We start from the raw sequence: 17,884 nt of genomic DNA on the forward strand, positions 1-17,884 counted from the left end.
AACGTGCTTCGTGTCGTTATTGAAGGTGATACAGATAAAAATACGAAACGCATTGTTGTACCGTTTAGCACCGTCGTTGGTAGTTAAACATGAAGAATCTATCAAGGTTAAATAATAAACTAAGTAAATATCAAAAGTCCTCAACTGTACACCAGCTGAGGACTTTTTTACTCACAGTCTTGCGATAAATGATAATGTTCAGCTAATATAGCAAACCCGATTAACCATTTTGGCCCGGTAAGGTTGTGTTTCCGTTATAGCGCCCTGTGTTCTCATTATTCTCAACGCTTCTATTTATGGTTGCACGATCTTCTGTATCACCGTCGCTGCTTCCGCCCGTGTCAGTACACCCTTCGGTCGGAAGGTTTGATCTGGGTACCCGTTGATAATAGAGGCTTGGACGACGGCGCCAACTAAGCCATTGTTTCCTATCTGGGCTTGATCGGTAAATCTCACCAATGCCCCTGCCGCCGGTGATAACTTCTGCGCCCGAGCCAGCATAATAGCCATTTCTTCTCTGGTAATGGGCTTGCGTGGCTCGAAGGATCTCCGGTATTCACCAGATAGGATGATCCCCTGTGCTACAGCTGTCTCCACAAATGGGTTGGCCCAATACCCCGGCTGCACATCCTGGAACGTCGCTCCCCCAGCAGCTAACGAATAACCCTTCGCATTCACCAGCATCGTCACAAACTCTTCGCGATTCACCTGGCGTTCCGGGAGAAAATTCCCATCCTCATAACCATTTACGATGCCTCTCTCTAGCAGCTGGTTGATCGCTGGCTTAGCCCAATGAGAGACAATGTCGCCTAAGGTTAAGGACACATGCTCCATATAACGGTTGTTGATATAAACCGAGTAGTCTTGGTTAGGGGCAACGTTTCGAAAAGTAGCCCGCTGATTACTCGATGTCGCTGTATGAACGGCTACCCCATCTTTCTTCAACACCACCTCGACAGGCCCGGTGGTTCCACTCCAGCGAAGCTCGATCGTACGCTGTGGCAAGTTTTTAGCAGCGGAAAAGTTCGTCGGCTTATTCTTCATCTCCGTACGAACCGTTTGGATAAAGACTCCATTAATATACACCCGGTATTCCGTATCCTCTTGCAAGCTGGTAAACGCGATACTGCTGCTCGTCGTCGACTGATCGAACAACGTTTGATTCGCTGCATTCCGCAGTTCTACACGCGCGGTGCCGGTGGTTCCCTGCCAGGTAAACTCGGCAGTCGAGTCCGTCCGGCTCTTCACCGTGAAACCGCGAACCGTTTGCCCGGTGGTAAAGCGATCCACATAAACGCCCGCAATATAAACGTTGTAAGTGGAGCTAGAAGATAAGCCGGTAAAAGTTACGGCTCGATTAGACGTACTTTTGTAGTCATCCACCGAATCTCGGTCGCTTCGCATGAGCTCCACGCGAACGCTTCCGGAGGTTCCTGTCCAGGTTAACTCCGCACTAGTCGGACTGAGCACCTGGACTTTAAAGTCCCGAATGGTGGCGGTACCCGTTAAATCGCGAAGTCGGAAGGAATCGAGGTACCGATCATTAATATAGACATCGTATCGTGTATCATAGGATAAAGCGTGAAAAGAAATCGTTCGGCTACTCGTCCATTCGCTTTCCTCCACCGTATTCCCCCGTTTAAGCTGAACCAAAGCACTACCGGTTGTCCCGGACCAAGACAGTTCGACTTGAGATAAGCTGCTTCGTTTCATGACTAAATCTTTCGCTTGTCCTGATCCCGAGATTACCGTGACCTCACAGGTGGCGGTCTTTCGGCCATTGTCTACGGAAGCCGTAATCGTGGCCCGACCGGCAACCACAGGGGTAAGCACCCCATTCACCACCCGTACAATAGCCGGATCACTAGACGTCCAGGTGACGGTGCGATTCGTCGCATTCGCAGGGGTCACCGTCGCTGTCAACGTCGTAGTGGCCGTCCCCGTGTTCAGGGTCAAACTCGAGCGGTTTAACGTAATCTGACTAACCGCGACGCCCGTTACCGTGACTTCCGAGGTTTTGCTAAAGCCCCCATCCGTACTGGTCGCTATAATGGTGGTTGTGCCCGCAACCAAAGGCGTCACGTTTCCTTGCTGGTCTACTTGAGCCACCTCTGGCTTGGTACTCACCCAGTTTACTCCTTTATGGGTGGCATTCGCTGGTTGAACCGTTGCCGTCAACGCTTGAGGAGAAGCTCCTGCTGTCAGGGTGAGCGTCGCTGGGGTCAGTTGAATCCCCGTCACAGGCCCATAAACCTCCACCTCTCGAAAAGCCGTCTTTCCCCCATCCATCGTACTCACAATAATCGTCGCCTTCCCCGGAGCAACTGCTTCCACCACACCAAGGTCCACCCCGTTGACGGTCGAAACCGTTACCTTCGCTACATTCTCATTCGTCGACGACCACCGTACCCTTTGATCCGCCTCAACCGGTAGCACCTGCGGCGTCAACGCAAACGAACTCGGCCCTGAACCCTGCCCATTGACATACAGCATTGGCACCGTCGCCGCATCCAACCTCACCTCCGACACCGCCACCGCAGCCGAAGCAACCGAAGAAAACAACGAACCCCTCAACCCTATCAAACTCGCATCCTCACCCCTCAACCCCGAGGGCTGAAACATCCAACTAAAACACAACACCACCACAACCCAACATCCTAACCACCAACACCTACCAACCCCCATCCCTCTCACCCCCACGTTTTTAGAGAGTGCCTGTCACTCCCCGAATTTTGTCGATTCCACTTTTTACTTTATTTTACCATATTCTAGAGGGGGTGGACGACAAAAACACCCGATCTCCCTCGAGAATCGGGTGTTTGGCTTCTCATTTAATTAGACCTAGCCATGCCTCAAGTCGGTCGCTCGAACACGTAAGCACCTTTAGTAATATAAACGAAAGTTTAGATCTGAAATAGGAGAAAAGCGCATAGATTATTAAAAACGCCGTCGAGATGTGGATTTTTCTAAGGAATGGAACCCCGATCTTCTTCGTGAATTAAATAGCGTTCGGTGTATTGATTAAAGGTGGTGTTCTGGCTGATGAAATTATTGAAGAGGGTTGTGTTAATCTTTTGTTTCGCGATCTCTATCGGTTTCTTTTCGTTTCACTACCTTACAGAAGGCAGGGTTCCGGTAGCGGACTATATAGGAACGGCTTCCGTCTTCTTTTTTTATTGGCTAATCAGTAAATTGTTTGACAAGATAACTCAACTCGAGGAAGCGAAGCGGCTGCTGTTGGAGCAACGTTTGGAGGAAAGTGAAAATCGGTATACGTCCCTGTTTTTAAATAATACGGATGCCGTTTTGTCGTTTGATTTGAAGGGAAATCTAGTTCAAACCAATCCGGCTACGGAGAAAATAACCGGATATACCCTGGAGGAACTTCAGGAGATAGGAATTACCTCCTTGATCCTGTCAGATAATGTGGGGCGCAAACTCAGGAAATTTAGTAAAACCATTAAAGGGGAACCGCAAGAAGGTGAACTCTGCATTGTTCATAAAAACGGCAAGACGGTCCATATCAACCTCAAAATGATCCCCATCGTTATGAATAATCAAATTACAGGTGTTTATGGCATCGCCAAGGATATTTCCGAATCCAAACAAACGGAAGAGCTGATCCGCCAATCCGAAAAACTGGCTGCTGTCGGGCAATTAGCGGCTGGCGTGGCCCATGAGATTCGGAATCCTTTAACCACGATCAAAGGGTTCATCCAGTATCTAAGACCTAAAATTGGCCCCTATCATACCGATATTATGTTAGCGGAATTAGATCGGATCAACTTTATTGTAGGTGAATTTTTGGTCCTGTCTAAACCACAAAAAACTCAGTTTAAAGAACATCGTCTGGAAAGCATCGTGGAAAACGTCATCCTTTTCTTGGAGTCCCAAGCGAACTTGAGTAAAATCCAATTTATTTCCCATTTCAACACCCAGGCTACCGTTACATGTGACGAGAACCAACTTAAGCAAGTGTTCATTAACCTTTTAAAAAACGCCATGGAATCGATGCCTAACGGGGGTCAGGTCCGTGTAGAACTCAAAGCCGCGAATGACAATTTGGCATGCGTTCGCATTCAAGACGAAGGCTGCGGCATCCCCGAGAGCCAAATCAAGCGACTCGGAGAACCCTTCTACACCACAAAAGAAGACGGAACCGGCTTAGGCCTTATGGTCAGCCAGCGCATCATCCAAAACCACGGCGGGCACCTCATCATCGACAGCCAACCCCACCAAGGCACCACCGCCTCCGTCTTTTTGAAGAGTGCCTGTCACTCCCCGAATTTTGTCGATGCCGTGCAGGATGGAATAATTTAAGCCGAACTCCCAGAGGATGTTCGGCTTATTTAAACATTGTTATGTATAGCTATAGGTTATAGTTAAGTTAATTTATAAAAGAGCTCAAGATACTGTAACATCTGTAGCTATGTACAAATTAATATACTTTGGTGTGGGATAGAGCTGATAACAATCCATGTGCACACCGCCCAAGTATTCATTCTACACTTGAGAAGCACTCCCTTACATGATGAGTTGAAAAACAAGGTGACCACATTTTAGATATGTCTAATATGTAGTCACCTCTAATTTTCCTGAATCTCTTTTAAATTAGGTCTCGATAAATCCCTGGAATAAAGGAGTATCAGACCCATAAAGCCCAATTGCTCTTATTTAAAAGTTTCAAACCTTAAACTACATCTATAGTCCACAGAATTTCAGAGGGCTTCACTTCGACAACCTCTTCCACCCAGCCAAAATATGATCATGATGCTCATAAACCGCCTGTAACGTCTTTTCCCCATCCCGCATTAAGAAGGCATCAAGGATCTTCTTATGCTCGTTCAATGCTCTTTCCTTTTGCCCTTCTAAATCAATCAGAGAAGACTGAAGTTGAGCAAAAAGGATTTCAATCGATTTTAAAATACTCGTAATCATAGGGTTTCTTGTAATCTCCGCGAGCTTATAATGAAAAAGCCGGTCATAATAAATGAACCTGGAATCATCGTCAAAATGCTGCTTCATTTGCTTATACAAGTCCGCCAGCTCTTGAAGATCCTCCTCATTGGCTTTTTCAATCCCCACACTAACAGAATAGATCTCAATCATCCTTCTCACTTCGGCTACATACTCCATCGGGCTTTGTTCGGAGGAAGGGGAGCAGACATACGTCCCTTCCCCGTGCTTCAGCGTCACAACCCCCAGCGTCTGCAGCTCTTTCAAGGCTTCTCGAACCGACGAACGGCCCACCCCGAATTGCTTGGCCAGCTCTTCATTCGGGGGAAGCTTGGAACCAGGAGGAAAATGGCCTTGATGGATATAGGAAAAAATACTTTGCATCACTTCTTGGGCGAGAGTGCCTTTTTGTATTTTGATCAAGCCATTTCATCCCTTCTATATTTAGTTTCGGTAGTATTAGCTTATGCTTACTTTACTAGATTAGGAATCCATAATACGAGAGATGGAAAGAAAGTAATCAACATCAGAGTCAGTAGCAAAGGCAGATAATACGGGAGCACTTCCTTCAACACCTGCTCAACCGGAGTTTTAGCAATCTCGCTGCTTAAAAACAAAGACATGCCCATCGGCGGTGTAAGGAGTCCAATCATCAGATTAAAGACGATGATCAGCCCCACATGAACCGGATCGAAGCCTTGTGCCACCAAGGCAGGAACCAACAACGGCGTTAGAAGAAATAGAGAGGCAATCGTTTCCAAGAAGCAGCCAACAAGCAGAACGATCAAATTGACGATCAATAATAAAATAATAGGATTGGACTCAAAGAGCTGCAGGAATCCTCTGATCATCTCAGGCACCTGCTCTACCGTAATGACCCAACTGAACAAGGCCGCGCTAGCTACCATAAATAAGATGACGGCTGTTGACTCAACGGCTTCTATGGCCGCACGGAAAAACTCTTTTAAGCTAAACTCGCGATAAACAAAAAGGCTAATGATCATAATGTACACCACCGTTACAACGGCGGCTTCCGTAGGACTGAAATAACCCAACAGCATCCCAGCAATCAGAATAACCGGCGTCAGTAAAGCTGGAAGGGCACGCAGGAAGGAGTTTCCGATCTCCTTACCCGAGCTTCTCCCACTCTTGGGAAAATTCCTCTTCTTTGCAATCCAAGCGGTCAACAGCATCAGCGATACCACGGTAAGCAAAGCAGGGACGATCCCTCCCAAGAGCAAAGAAATGACGGACGTCTGAGAAAGGACACCAAACATAATTAACGGAATGCTTGGCGGAAAAATCGGGCCAACAGTAGCCGAAGCCGCCGTAACCGCGGCCGCATACTCTTTCTTATATCCGTTTTTATGCATGGCGTGGATGAGCGTCCTCCCCACTCCCCCAATATCGGCGAGAGCGGATCCTGATGTCCCCGACATGATCAAGCTGGAGAAGATGTTCACGTGCGCTAGCCCGCCCGTAAAGTGTCCAACAAGGGTTTGGGCAAAGGTAAAAATTCGGGTCGTAATGCCCGTCGTATTCAGCAGCGAGCCAACAAAGACGAAAATAGGGACGGCTAACAGGGTAAAGGAATCCAGGGCATAGGTCATGCGCTGGGCCACAACGGAAATAGGGATATCTTGAATGATAATGTAAAGAATGGAGGGAAAAACCAAGGCTATGCCTATGGGTACACCGAAACCCACGAACAGGAAAAAAAGCGCTAGTACAAATAGTCCCATCTTATCCTTCTTTTCCTTTCATCATAATATAGAGCTGATAGAGATAAGCGAAGCCCATAAGCAGCATACCAGCGAGGATCGGAAGGAAATACAGAGGCATGGGGATGCCGGCAGCTGAACTTTTTAAGCTCCAGATCTTTTCTAGGTATTGGACAGCCGAATACGCGACAGAAGCGGTTACGAAGAAGTTTACGAGCTGGATAACCAGCCCTGTTATCCACTTTCCCCTGCCTGGCAGCCGGTTATAGAAATAATCAATTCGAATATGCGTATGGTGCAGCACCCCCCTGCTCAGGATGAGAAACACCATCCAAATCTGAAAGAAACGGGCCACCTCATCTGGCCAAGTGAGGGGAACACTGAGCCATCGGCATACAATCTGCAGCGAGATGAGCCCTACGATGAGTAATAAGCACAAAACGGAAAGATAAATATCAAGACGACTCAATACACGCACGATCACGGCTACCATCACCCCCATACCTCTAGTTAATAGTAGGGCCAGAACGATCTGGCCCTATGCCTTAGTTTCCTGCCAGCGACTTGATTCGAGTAATGTAGTCATTCCATTCAGGGAATTTACGCAGTACTTCTGTACTTACGGCTTGCTCAAAGGCTGCATTATCCAGTCCTTCCGCGTCCGTTATCACGTTCATTCCTTTCTCCTTCAGCTGCTCCAAATTCGTCTTTTCTTCCTCCAGTCCCCACTCGATGCTTTTTTGCGTCATCTCTTGAATGGCCTCTTCGATGATTTTCTGATCCCCTGGTGCGATCTTCTGCCAGCTCTGCTCATTAATATGAACCGCTAGAAAAGCGAGCATGTGATTCGTCATCATCAAATAGTTTTGAGATTCATAGAAGTGATTGTTCAAAATCGTAGTCAGTGGATTTTCCTGTCCGTCTACCACTCTTGTAGCCAGAGCCGTCGATAGTTCGGAAAAATCTACCGGAGTGGGTATTGCCTTCATGCCTTCGACCATGGTGATCCAGAGCGGAAGGGGAATGGCCCGTATTTTTTTGCCTGCCAGATCATCTGGCTTATACACCGGAATATTCGCTGTGAGCTGTCGATAGCCGTAATAATTGGAACCAATAATCCTCATATTAGCTTCCGCCACCAGCTTCTCATTCAGCTCCTGCAAAACGTCCGAGGTGTTCGGATTCATGGCTTTGCTGGCATGCTCTACATCCTTATACAGGTAAGGAACATTAAACACCGCCAGATCCGGAAATACCTTGGCAACCGCCGCAAAATCATTGTGGCCCATTTCGATCGTGCCCGCTTTAACACCTTCAATCATCTCATTAACGGATCCAAGCTGAGAATTCGGATAAACTTTAATTTCGACTCGTCCCTCTGTTCGCTGGGCTACCTGTTCAGCTAAACCTGTGGCAAATCTTCCTACAATGGTATCTGGTGCATTAGGGTGGGCATATTTTAGGACCATTTTTTCTGTTGGAGGTGCAGGCGGAGAAGTAGAATTGCCAGGACTAGGCTGGGTAGATGGGGTGGAATTGGAATTGCTGCATCCCGTGATAACGATGGCCAAGCTCATCAAGATTGCTATGAGAGATCTCATCTCAAGGCCTCCTTCATTTTCTGTCAAAGCAGGATTACTCGCTTCTCTGCGGCTGATCGTTGGGCGGCGTCAATGATCTTTAATTGCATGAGGATTTCTTGCCCGGAAGCCATGGGTGTCCGATGCTCCCGAATGGAATCAACAAATTCCTTCATTTGTACGGCAAAATTGTGGGGCAGCGGTTCCCCTGTCATGACCAGATCTCCCTTGATGTAGAGATCGGTTTCCGCCGTACCGATAAAGCCAATATGATCCCCCGTTTGGGTAAAGTAAATCGAACCCTCTTTTCCGATAATGAGCCCCTCATGCCTCGAAGGTCTGTTATTTATGGAAAGGAAGTTTGTAGCATGCGTGCCATCCTCAAACCCAATGACAATGGTCACATCGTCATCCCCTTCAAAGTCGGGATTATTGGAACAGCCTTGGGCATAAACGGAAACCGGACGGCGATCCTCTAACATCCAAAGGGTAAAGTCGATACTGTGTGACCCCAGCATCGGATAAACTAAACCTCCGGTTGCCTCTTTGGACTGCCACCATTTTGGCGCTACATTTACGTCAAAATAACAGGCAAAGGTATAGAGGAGATTATTCACTCTCCCAATTTCGCCAATCCGCTTCTTGGCCTCTTGTAAGGCTAAGAAAAAACGTCGGCTCTGGGCTACCATCAGGTTAACGCCGTGCTTCTCGGCGGCATCCACCATACTTTGACCCTCAGCCACGGTGTTTGCCATGACCTTTTCAACCAGTACATGCTTCCCGGCCTCACAGGCCTTTATGGTGATCGGCGCATGCAAAGAATGAGGGAGGCAGATCACGACAGCATCGATCTGGGGATCCTTCAAGGCCTCATCCACACTGAGGTAATAAGGGACACCGTATTCTTCAGAAAATGCTTTCGCCAAGTTTTCCTGCACATCCACGACCGCAGCGAGTTCACAATGGTCAGGCCAATAGCGAATGCCATCGATATGCGTACGGGAAACCCTTCCTAAGCCAATTACGGCAATTCTCACTTTTGAATTTGTCATTTCGCACCCTCCTTTTAGTCTGGTATCACAAGTATCTTAATGTGGTCTAAATTCTCATTAAAATCCCTCATCGCTTCCTCGATTTGGGACAGAGGATAGCTTCCCGTAATCAACGAATCAATGTCAATCATCCCCTTGGCTACCGGATTCATTAAGCGAGAAATCCACCGCATTCTAAACTCCGGTCCCCGATGCATAAAAGCCGGAAATCTCGCCTGTATGGAGTGGTGATGGAATCGGTGCACATTGACGTTAATCGGTGCCATAATATCTGGAATGGAAACGAAAATCCCTTCATCTCTTGTCACATCCAGGCATAGGTCAAAGTATGACTCGGCGTGAGGGTTCCAATAGCCGCAAGAATGATAAGCGACGTCCACCCCTTTGCCCTTGGTCAAATCCAGAATCGCTTCCTTCGCATCCTCCTTTTGCGTATTAATGACGATATCTGCTCCCCGTTGCTTCGCTAACTCCAAATGGGCATCCGAATAATCCAGGGCGATTAAGGTTTCCGCTCCTTTTTTCTTCAGGCCTTCTACCGCCATTTGACCTTGGAAATTCAAGCCCGCCACAACCACCGTATCTCCTAGCTCCACGCCGCTTTGGTACACTCCGTACATCCCGACACAAATCGGTTCTCCTAAGCAAGCAAGCTTCATATCCAAACCCTCGGGGACTTTATGGAGATGCTGCACCTTGGACTTGAAATAGGTGGAAATACTATTATCCGGCCCGAAGACCATTACCTGATCGCCAACTTGGAACTCTCTTACCTTACTCCCTACCTCTACCACGACGCCTCCACCTTCGTGTCCCATCCAGGGAAAGCACGTAGGCGGCAGATCACTAGGAATAAATAGCCCTTTCCACGCTCTTAAATCCGCATCACAGATCGAGCTTTGAACCGTCTTCACTAACACTTCATCCTCTTGTAACGATAGATTACGAGACACTAGTTGCAGATCACCTGGTTTTGGCATATGCACGCATTTAGTTTCCATCTTCGCAGCCCCCTTGCCTCATTCGTTTGAATTTGATGAGTTTGCTAAGCGTAATGAGATCATCCCGCTCTCCTCAATCTATAGGTATGCGCTTACATCCAAAGATATGATCTTCGGTTTTTCATATCTGCATATAGAGAGAGGAGAGAGAGGAGAGAGAGGAGAGAGTGCCTGTCACTCCCCGATTTTTGTCGATAACGGACGTCTTACTTTTTGTCTATTGACAGCAGTGTGATAACAACTAAAATAATCGATGCGATCAAATGACCAAATCCGTTTAGTGGATTCAGTGCTTCACTTGTCTCCACTATTAGGACAGAACTAGAAGAAGGAAGTATGCCCAAAAGGCTATTCTATGTAGTTCAGCGAAAAACAAGGGTTTATAGTGCCCGCATGATAACAAACAGCGTCCTTAGTATAAAGGACGCTGTTAAAACTCAACCATTTTTTAAAATGAAGTGGATCATCCTAATCCATCTTCTCTCATGTCTTTCTACCAAAATCCCTATTTATTTTAAAGATCGAACCAATCCCCTGTCAGAACAGCCAGTACTTCATCCGCAATTCTTTTCGCTTCCTGGTTCAATGCATCGGGAAGGGCTGTTGCGATCGGGTGAAATACCTCCACAATGTGGTAGCGACTAAATCCTTGCACCTGGGCAGCCAGCCTTCCCTGCTCCATAAACTTATCGGTACAGATGGCGGCAGATGGTATGCCGATCTTTTCCAAATATATTCCGTCAAGCACACTGCTTGAACTGCATGATCCTCAGTCCCCAATACCTGCTATGACCCCATGGCTTGATCTGAGCTGTTCAAGCATGGCCTCCGGGAAAGGCAAGGAAGGATTTTTCTTATCGATCCAAATGATCTCCAGGCGATGTCTTCTTTTAAGTTCTTCAGCTAATGCCGACAGCAGAACTTCTGAGTTTCTTTTCCCATTATTGATAAAGACAATCCTTTTTCCGTCCACTTCTGAAAGTCTTGGGGCCAAATGATTCTCCGCTTCCACAGGTCCTTCTGTAGGATCGAGTACAACCATCTTTTCATTGGTATTCATGCCTCTTCCTCCTTTATCGAAGTTATGTCCTTACCGGGCCAACGACCCGATTAGCAATCGCTTCAGGTAAATCCTGACAAGTGAATCTGCTTCGTTACTGCAACGGTTTGACTGATACTTCCCCAACCCGGAATAAAAGAGGAAAAACGGCCAGCAGGACCGCCTCCAGTCAATAATAATAGATCATCAGGAGAAGGAACCGCAGAGATCCATTCGTCTTCCGCTTCTCCAATTGGTTGGAGCTGCAAACCAAATCGGTAATAATCGGATTTCTTTCTTCTGGCATGTTCGAAAAGGAATTGTCTGACTTGTGATTTATTCCAGCCATATTCCAATAAAGTATCCAAATGTTCAGGACAAAACACAACTACACTTTGCGTGCTTCTTTGCATATGAAACGTCGCCACGTCTGTCATGACGTCGGCTACGGACAGGAGAAGCCCTTCTGGAGAATGAGCAACATGGTTATTGATCTGGTGGGGTCCTTCGGAAGCAAAAGCAGTGACTGTACTCTGGCTTCGCTTAAAACCTCTCTCAACATGGAGGGGCTCCCACTCCGCGCCTTCGGCTTCACCAATGCAAAAACTGATCTTGCCCGGGTGTCCGATGGTCGTTTGATCGAATTGAGAAGAGCCGCCTGCATTTTTCAGGATAAGCCCGATAGCCCGGCCAATTGTAGCGTTGGCGCGATGACCTCCCGCCATGAGATTTTTTCCCGTATTGATCCCAATTTGGTGGATGATAGGACCGTTGACAATGAGAAGGATGGAAGCCCCCCCTGTACTTGAAGTTGGACCGTGAACGCCAAATTGGGGATCGAGCACCGCTTCCATTGCAGCCATAACGACAGGCATATAAGTGGGTAAACACCCGGCCATGACCGCATTAATCGCTATCTTTTCAGCTGAAATGAACCGGTTTCTCTCAGGAATCCCGCCTACTATATGATGAGGCTCCATCTTTACATAGTCTAGCATCGCCTGTACCCGCTCCGGCGTAGGAGGAATAATCGGCAACCCATCTGTCCAGCCCTGTTCAAAAAAGTGATCCACCACTTCGTAAGAATGGTTGAATTCTAAAGATCTGGATGAAAATCTAGCCATTCTATCAACTCCTTCATAGATTATTACGGCCCTAGCACGCTCGGCAGCCACATCGATATTTGGGGAATATACGTAATCAGCATTAAATCAATTGTTAACACCAAAATGAACGGCAGAATGGCTCGAATGAGCTGATCAAGCGGGATATTCGCAATACCTTGTACAATGAAGAGATCCAATCCTACAGGCGGCGTAATCAAGCCCAAGGCTAGGTTGACTACCATGATGAGTCCAAAGAATACGGGATCGATCCCCACACCGGTAACCAGGGGCAGAAATAGCGGAGCGAGAATCGTGATAGCCGCGGAGGCATTCAAAAAGCACCCAGTCACAAAAAGCACCATATTGATCAGCAGTAAAATGAAATACTTATTATCCGTAAAATTCGTGATCATAGCCGCTAATTTCTGAGGAACCTGTTCAGCTGTCAGCAGCCAGCCGAAAACATTCGCCGCTGCGATAATGAAAATGACCATGGCCGTCGTGATTCCTGCCTGCAAAAGCACTTGCGGAAGATGTTTGATCTTCAGATCTTTATACACAAACATTCCAATTATAAGCGCATAAGCGGCTGCAATTGCTGCCGATTCCGTTGGAGTAAAGATCCCTGTACGGATTCCTCCAATGATAATGATGGGTAGAAATAGAGCCCAAATACCTTCTTTAAGAGCTTTTCTAAAAGTAATGATTTCAAATTTCCCGCCCTCGGTGTCATATCCCTTTTTCCGCGCGGTATAGTAATTTAACGCCATAATGGATAATCCTATTAAAATTCCTGGTATGATTCCGGCCGTAAATAAAGCTCCGATGGATACCCCTGCCGTCACCCCATAGACGATCATAGGAATACTGGGAGGGATGACGACTGCGATCGTTCCGGCTGTAGCAACCGTAGAAGCAGCAAACCCCTTGTCATATCCTTTTTTCTCCATCGCCGGGATCATCATTTTCCCGACTGCGGCTGTATCCGCTGCCCCTGAGCCGGATATTCCAGCAAAAAACATCGACGCCAACGTCGATACTTGGGCCAATCCGCCCCGCAGCCAGCCCACGCAGGCATAAGCCATATTGGTAATGCGCTGAGCCATCGTTCCAACCATCATGAGTTCTCCAGCGAGCATGAAAAAAGGAATAGCTAGCAATGGGAACGAGTCCACGGCTGTAAAGTACCGCTGGACAACGACGGTCAGGGGAAGGTTCGCATCACTGAATGTCAGGCCCCCTACAGCAGCTAAAGACAGAGCGATGGCGATGGGAACACCAAGGAACATAAGAGCAAACAATATAGAGGAAACGGCTAATAACATGATGTCCTCCTTTACCCGACATTCTCTGCCGTAACGGCAGGAGACTCTTCTTCCTTCACGTTTTTTCTCACCTTTCCTCCAGTCAGATCCTGAAGCAAAAAAGAAACCGAGTGGATGAAGCAGATGAGCGAACAAGCCACAATCGCCGTATACATATACCCCATATTCATGCCAAGGGAAGGAGATAACTGGCCGCTTGTGATCTTCATCATGGCTAAACCTTTGACAAAAAGAACAGAAAAGAGCGTCATGTTAAGCAATTCCACTACTATGCCAACACGTCGCTTCCACATGAGCGGAAGAAAGTTAATGATGATTTCCACTTGCGCATGTCCCTTTAATTTATAGACAACACCTATCCCTAAGAATACAATCCAGATGAATAAATATCGGATCAGCTCTTCCAGCCAGGGAAAATTTAATAGAGATAAATTCACGCCTGATAACGTATCCATGACCAACGGACTTTGCAATACATATCGAGAAAAAACCTGATAAACAGTACACACAAACGCTACGGCCATGAAGATGATCATGATATATCTGCAGATTCGATCGGTCCAATGACTGAATAGTTGAATCGCCTTCATCCTCTTCTCCTTTAGTATAAAGTATGGGTTTCATCCAGCCTATGGGACGTTTCGTAGGCTGGATGAATTGGGTCCTTGTTAACGCTTTCTAATCTCTTCAACTAGTTTGTATGCATCCTCGCCAAACTCTTTCCTGAACATCTCATAGACCGGGGTCACCGCTTCACGGAAGGCATCCGCTTGAGGATGAGTAACGGTCACGTTTAATTCCGCCAATTTTTGCTCCAAGCTCTTTTCTTCCTCGAGAATTAATTGCCGCTCATACTCAGCAGAAGCCTTAGCGGCCTGCTCTACCCATCCCTGTTGCTCGCTGTTCAGCTTCGACCAAGTGGCTTCGGACATGTGCAGCAATTGAGCGGAGTACACATAATTAATGAAGGCTACACTTGATGCAACTTCGTTAAATTTGCTGTTGAGATACGTATTGATAGCTCCTTCTGCTCCATTAATGAGTTTCGTTTCCAAACCTGTATACACTTCTCCAAACGGAAGCGGTGTCGGAGTAGCTCCCAAAACTTCCCACGTCTTGATATAATAAGGATCTTCTAGCGTTCGGACCTTCTTCCCCCTCAAATCTTCGATCCCATTCACCGGGGTTGTTCCATAGTAGCTTCGGGCTCCACCGATCCAATAGGCAATGGGACGAATTCCTTTTTGAATAAGCGGAGGATGAAGTTTGTCCTGAATAGCCGGATTATCCATCGCTGCAAAGGCATCCTCATAGCTTCCGAACAGGAAAGGAAGGCTAAACACTTGATATTCTGGATTAAACCTGCCCGTCAGCGCAGAAGTGGTCGTCACGACATCGACTGAGCCCATTTGCAGCCCTTCTAGTAAATCTCTTTCATTCCCTAGGGAACCGCTGGAGAAAACTTCAACCTCCATCTGCCCTCCGGATACTTCCTTTAATACTTCTGCAAATTTTACCGACCCTTTATGAAAAGGATGACTCTCTGGCTGAACATGGGCCAGCTTGAACACGATTTTTTTTGCAGAACCCTCCGCAGTTGGAGCAGAAGACGTTCCTTCACCGGCGGGCGCGGAGTTTGAAGATGAACTGCCGCCGCAACCGAGAAGAACCGTACTCATGACTAGCAATGACCCCAAAGCAAGACTAAACATTCTACTATGTTTCTTCATCTTTATGGATCCCCCTCTTAGAGAACATAGAAACCAGGATATCTTGTGCTGTACTTAAATGGTGTCTCAGGATTCGAACCGCTTCCTCTGGGTTGCCCGCTTTCAGCGCTTCTAGAATTTGATGATGCTCCTCCACCCCCGCTTCTGCCCACTCCGGGTCCATCAAGGAGTAATAGCGAAAGAGCGAAAACGTATCGTTAAGAGAATCCAAGAATTGCTTTAGGCGCCTATTTTTTAAAGCTGAAACAATAACCATGTGAAATTGGGTATTGATTTCCCGCAACCCTTGGATATTGTTATCTGCCAGAAATACTTCCGATTGAGCTAGACAACTTTCCATGTGTTGTATGATCTCATGATCGTTGGGAGAGATCGCTTTGAGCCCTTCGGTTTCTACCATCAATCGAATCTCGTAAATTTCAATAATATCTTGAATCGTAGGAATCGAGACAATGACCTTGCGACCCGGGAGCATGGTTACGAGATTTTCTGTTTCCAGCGTACGCAAGGCTTCACGAACCGGAGTGCGGCTTACAGAAAGCTTGGCAGCAATTTTATTCTCGCTTAACAGCTGCCCTGGCTTCAGCTTTCCATCAAGAATGGCTTTTCTTATGGCCTGAAAAACAACTTCTCTTAGAGGAACAAAAGAGGGGATATCCGTCAGCCCCTCCATATCAATGTCTTGGTCAATAATATCTGCGTAGGTTTCCATTGTTGTCCCCCCAACTTTTATATTTAACGATTAACTTGCTTTACTCTTCTCTCTCGATCCCCAAGAAACACGCCCCGCTCTTCTAAACATTCTTGCAATTTAGGGACATTCAGCTCAGGGATATCGACATTATCTTTTACAGCAAGAGCTGCTGCTACTCCGGCTCCCTCTCCCATTACCAGGCAAGGTGCCATATTTCTCGTTGCGCCGTGCGCATACGAAGTCGCAGAAATACATCTGCCTGCCACCAACACATTGCTTAAGCCTTTCGGAATCATTGAACGCAGCGGAATATCAAACGCTCCATCATCCCCGATTTGGTAGAAATAAGCTTGGCCCGTATCCGGGTCATGGATATCCACAGGGAAACAAATTTGCCCGATAGTATCCTCAAACTTGCGTCCGGAATTGACATCCTCATCATTGATTTCATATAAGCCTTCAATATTTCGCGTTTCTCTCACTCCTGCGAAGACAGAAGGGACAAAGTAGGCATCTTCAAATCCAGGCACATGATCTTTTAAAAATTGGCTAATTCGATAGATTTGATCGGTTAATTCCACCGTCGCACGGGATAACGCAAGCGGGTCCGTACCATCCACGCCAACCACAGCAGAGGTGTTCACATTAATGTGATTGGGCCAAACGGTATTGAAAAACACTTTATGATCCTCATTCGGGAAAATGTTATTCTCACGGATGATATCATTCCATTGGCTAAACGCTCCATTAAAGTATACAGGAAAAGGTACCGGATGGTCAGCCCTTGTTGCCATCGCAGGCTGTCTAACAGCAATCGCATCCGCAATCGCCTGGTTGTTCGTTCCAAAACAACGGAGCACCATGGACACAGGCTGCATTTTTCCTGTCTCCTTATCCCCCTTGCGGTAATTGGCCCCCGCCATTACGGCGACATCGGCATCTCCGCTAGCGTCAATGTAAGTCTTCGCGCGAACGGTGCGCACGCCTCCTTTTACTCCTAGTTGAACGCTCTGGATTTTTCCGCCTTCGGCTTCAACTCCGATTACGTTCGTGCCATAAAGCACCGTCACTCCCGCTTCTGCCAGCAATTGAGTGGAAAGAACTCGGAACAGTTCACCATCTACCGGTGTCACGGAATGAACAAAATCCCCATACGGGATATGCCCAACCGCTCCCCCCATCTTAATGAGTCGGTCGACAATTTCCTGCGCCATGCCAAAAACAACCTGGCGACCCAATTTAGTTATGTAGTTATGGAGACAAAGTCCCGTTGTGGCATTGCCGCCCACAAATGGCTTCGCTTCTATTAGGATAGTCTTTACTCCACTTCTTGCAGCCGCTGTAGCCGCCGCAATTCCCGTGACACCGCCTCCAATAACGAGAACCTCACAATCCAGATGTTGCATTCGAAAAACCTCCTTTTGTTTTTGCATCCATGTGTGCTTGTGTTCTTGTGTGCTTGTATACATGTATTATATTACCATTTTAGAATTTTGTAAATACTTTTAATTGTGCCTGTCACTCCCCGAATTTTGTCGATGCCGTGCAGGAAAAAGAAGAAGCCGAACTCCCAGAGGTGGAAGTTCGGCTAATTAAACATTGTCATTGATTATTCAACCCTACGCCCACCATATGTCCGTGATCTGCATTGATCTTAACCGTGAACGTGAAGGCGAGCAT

Annotated in this window: 15 protein-coding genes; 1 reads left to right on the forward strand and 14 read right to left on the reverse strand. The window is 47.1% G+C overall.

Annotation, left to right across the window (positions count from 1 at the left end; genetic code table 11):
• Positions 1-294: 294 nt before the first annotated feature.
• On the reverse strand, positions 295-2,562 hold the full coding sequence (locus tag EIZ58_RS25700) for an S-layer homology domain-containing protein (protein ID WP_167577971.1): 2,268 nt from the start codon (positions 2,560-2,562) through the stop codon (positions 295-297).
• A gap of 480 nt (positions 2,563-3,042) precedes the next feature.
• Between EIZ58_RS25700 and EIZ58_RS25705 the strand changes: the two genes are divergently transcribed.
• Positions 3,043-4,320, forward strand: coding sequence for an ATP-binding protein (locus EIZ58_RS25705; RefSeq protein ID WP_134703833.1), 1,278 nt, complete (start codon positions 3,043-3,045; stop codon positions 4,318-4,320).
• A gap of 408 nt (positions 4,321-4,728) precedes the next feature.
• On the opposite strand, the gene EIZ58_RS25710 is transcribed toward EIZ58_RS25705, so the two are convergent.
• From EIZ58_RS25710 to EIZ58_RS25775, 13 genes are all read right to left on the reverse strand, one after another.
• The gene (locus EIZ58_RS25710; protein ID WP_134703834.1) at positions 4,729-5,379 is read right to left on the reverse strand and encodes a FadR/GntR family transcriptional regulator; all 651 of its coding nucleotides are present in this window, start codon (positions 5,377-5,379) and stop codon (positions 4,729-4,731) included.
• 47 nt (positions 5,380-5,426) lie between these two features.
• The gene (locus tag EIZ58_RS25715) at positions 5,427-6,698 is read right to left on the reverse strand and encodes a TRAP transporter large permease (protein ID WP_134703835.1); all 1,272 of its coding nucleotides are present in this window, start codon (positions 6,696-6,698) and stop codon (positions 5,427-5,429) included.
• A gap of 1 nt (position 6,699) precedes the next feature.
• On the reverse strand, positions 6,700-7,170 hold the full coding sequence (locus EIZ58_RS25720; protein WP_240689428.1) for a TRAP transporter small permease: 471 nt from the start codon (positions 7,168-7,170) through the stop codon (positions 6,700-6,702).
• Between the two features lie 52 nt (positions 7,171-7,222).
• The gene (locus EIZ58_RS25725; protein ID WP_134703837.1) at positions 7,223-8,278 is read right to left on the reverse strand and encodes a TRAP transporter substrate-binding protein; all 1,056 of its coding nucleotides are present in this window, start codon (positions 8,276-8,278) and stop codon (positions 7,223-7,225) included.
• 23 nt (positions 8,279-8,301) lie between these two features.
• Positions 8,302-9,309: a Gfo/Idh/MocA family protein gene (locus EIZ58_RS25730; RefSeq protein WP_134703838.1), complete on the reverse strand. Its 1,008-nt coding sequence runs from the start codon at positions 9,307-9,309 to the stop codon at positions 8,302-8,304.
• A 14-nt stretch (positions 9,310-9,323) separates the two neighbouring features.
• A complete protein-coding gene (locus EIZ58_RS25735; RefSeq protein WP_134703839.1) occupies positions 9,324-10,310 on the reverse strand; it encodes a zinc-dependent alcohol dehydrogenase in 987 nt (328 codons plus the stop codon).
• A 514-nt stretch (positions 10,311-10,824) separates the two neighbouring features.
• Complete coding sequence (locus tag EIZ58_RS35075; RefSeq protein WP_305034158.1) at positions 10,825-11,370, reverse strand: UGSC family (seleno)protein; 546 nt, start codon at positions 11,368-11,370, stop codon at positions 10,825-10,827.
• Between the two features lie 62 nt (positions 11,371-11,432).
• Entirely contained in the window at positions 11,433-12,473 is a 1,041-nt protein-coding gene (locus EIZ58_RS25750) for a hypothetical protein (protein ID WP_134703842.1), read from the reverse strand.
• Positions 12,474-12,496: 23 nt separating this feature from the next.
• Complete coding sequence (locus EIZ58_RS25755; protein WP_134703843.1) at positions 12,497-13,780, reverse strand: TRAP transporter large permease; 1,284 nt, start codon at positions 13,778-13,780, stop codon at positions 12,497-12,499.
• Between the two features lie 11 nt (positions 13,781-13,791).
• Positions 13,792-14,370 carry a TRAP transporter small permease gene (locus EIZ58_RS25760; protein ID WP_134703844.1) on the reverse strand — a complete coding sequence of 193 codons (579 nt, stop codon included), beginning with the start codon at positions 14,368-14,370 and terminating at the stop codon, positions 13,792-13,794.
• A gap of 78 nt (positions 14,371-14,448) precedes the next feature.
• Complete coding sequence (locus tag EIZ58_RS25765; RefSeq protein WP_134703845.1) at positions 14,449-15,510, reverse strand: TRAP transporter substrate-binding protein; 1,062 nt, start codon at positions 15,508-15,510, stop codon at positions 14,449-14,451.
• Entirely contained in the window at positions 15,497-16,222 is a 726-nt protein-coding gene (locus tag EIZ58_RS25770) for a GntR family transcriptional regulator (protein WP_134703846.1), read from the reverse strand. Before EIZ58_RS25770 ends, EIZ58_RS25765 begins: the two co-directional genes overlap by 14 nt.
• A gap of 23 nt (positions 16,223-16,245) precedes the next feature.
• The gene (locus EIZ58_RS25775; protein ID WP_167577974.1) at positions 16,246-17,610 is read right to left on the reverse strand and encodes an FAD-dependent oxidoreductase; all 1,365 of its coding nucleotides are present in this window, start codon (positions 17,608-17,610) and stop codon (positions 16,246-16,248) included.
• Positions 17,611-17,884 lie beyond the last annotated feature (274 nt).

This window comes from Ammoniphilus sp. YIM 78166 (assembly GCF_004522215.1).
GTDB lineage: Bacteria > Bacillota > Bacilli > Aneurinibacillales > RAOX-1 > YIM-78166.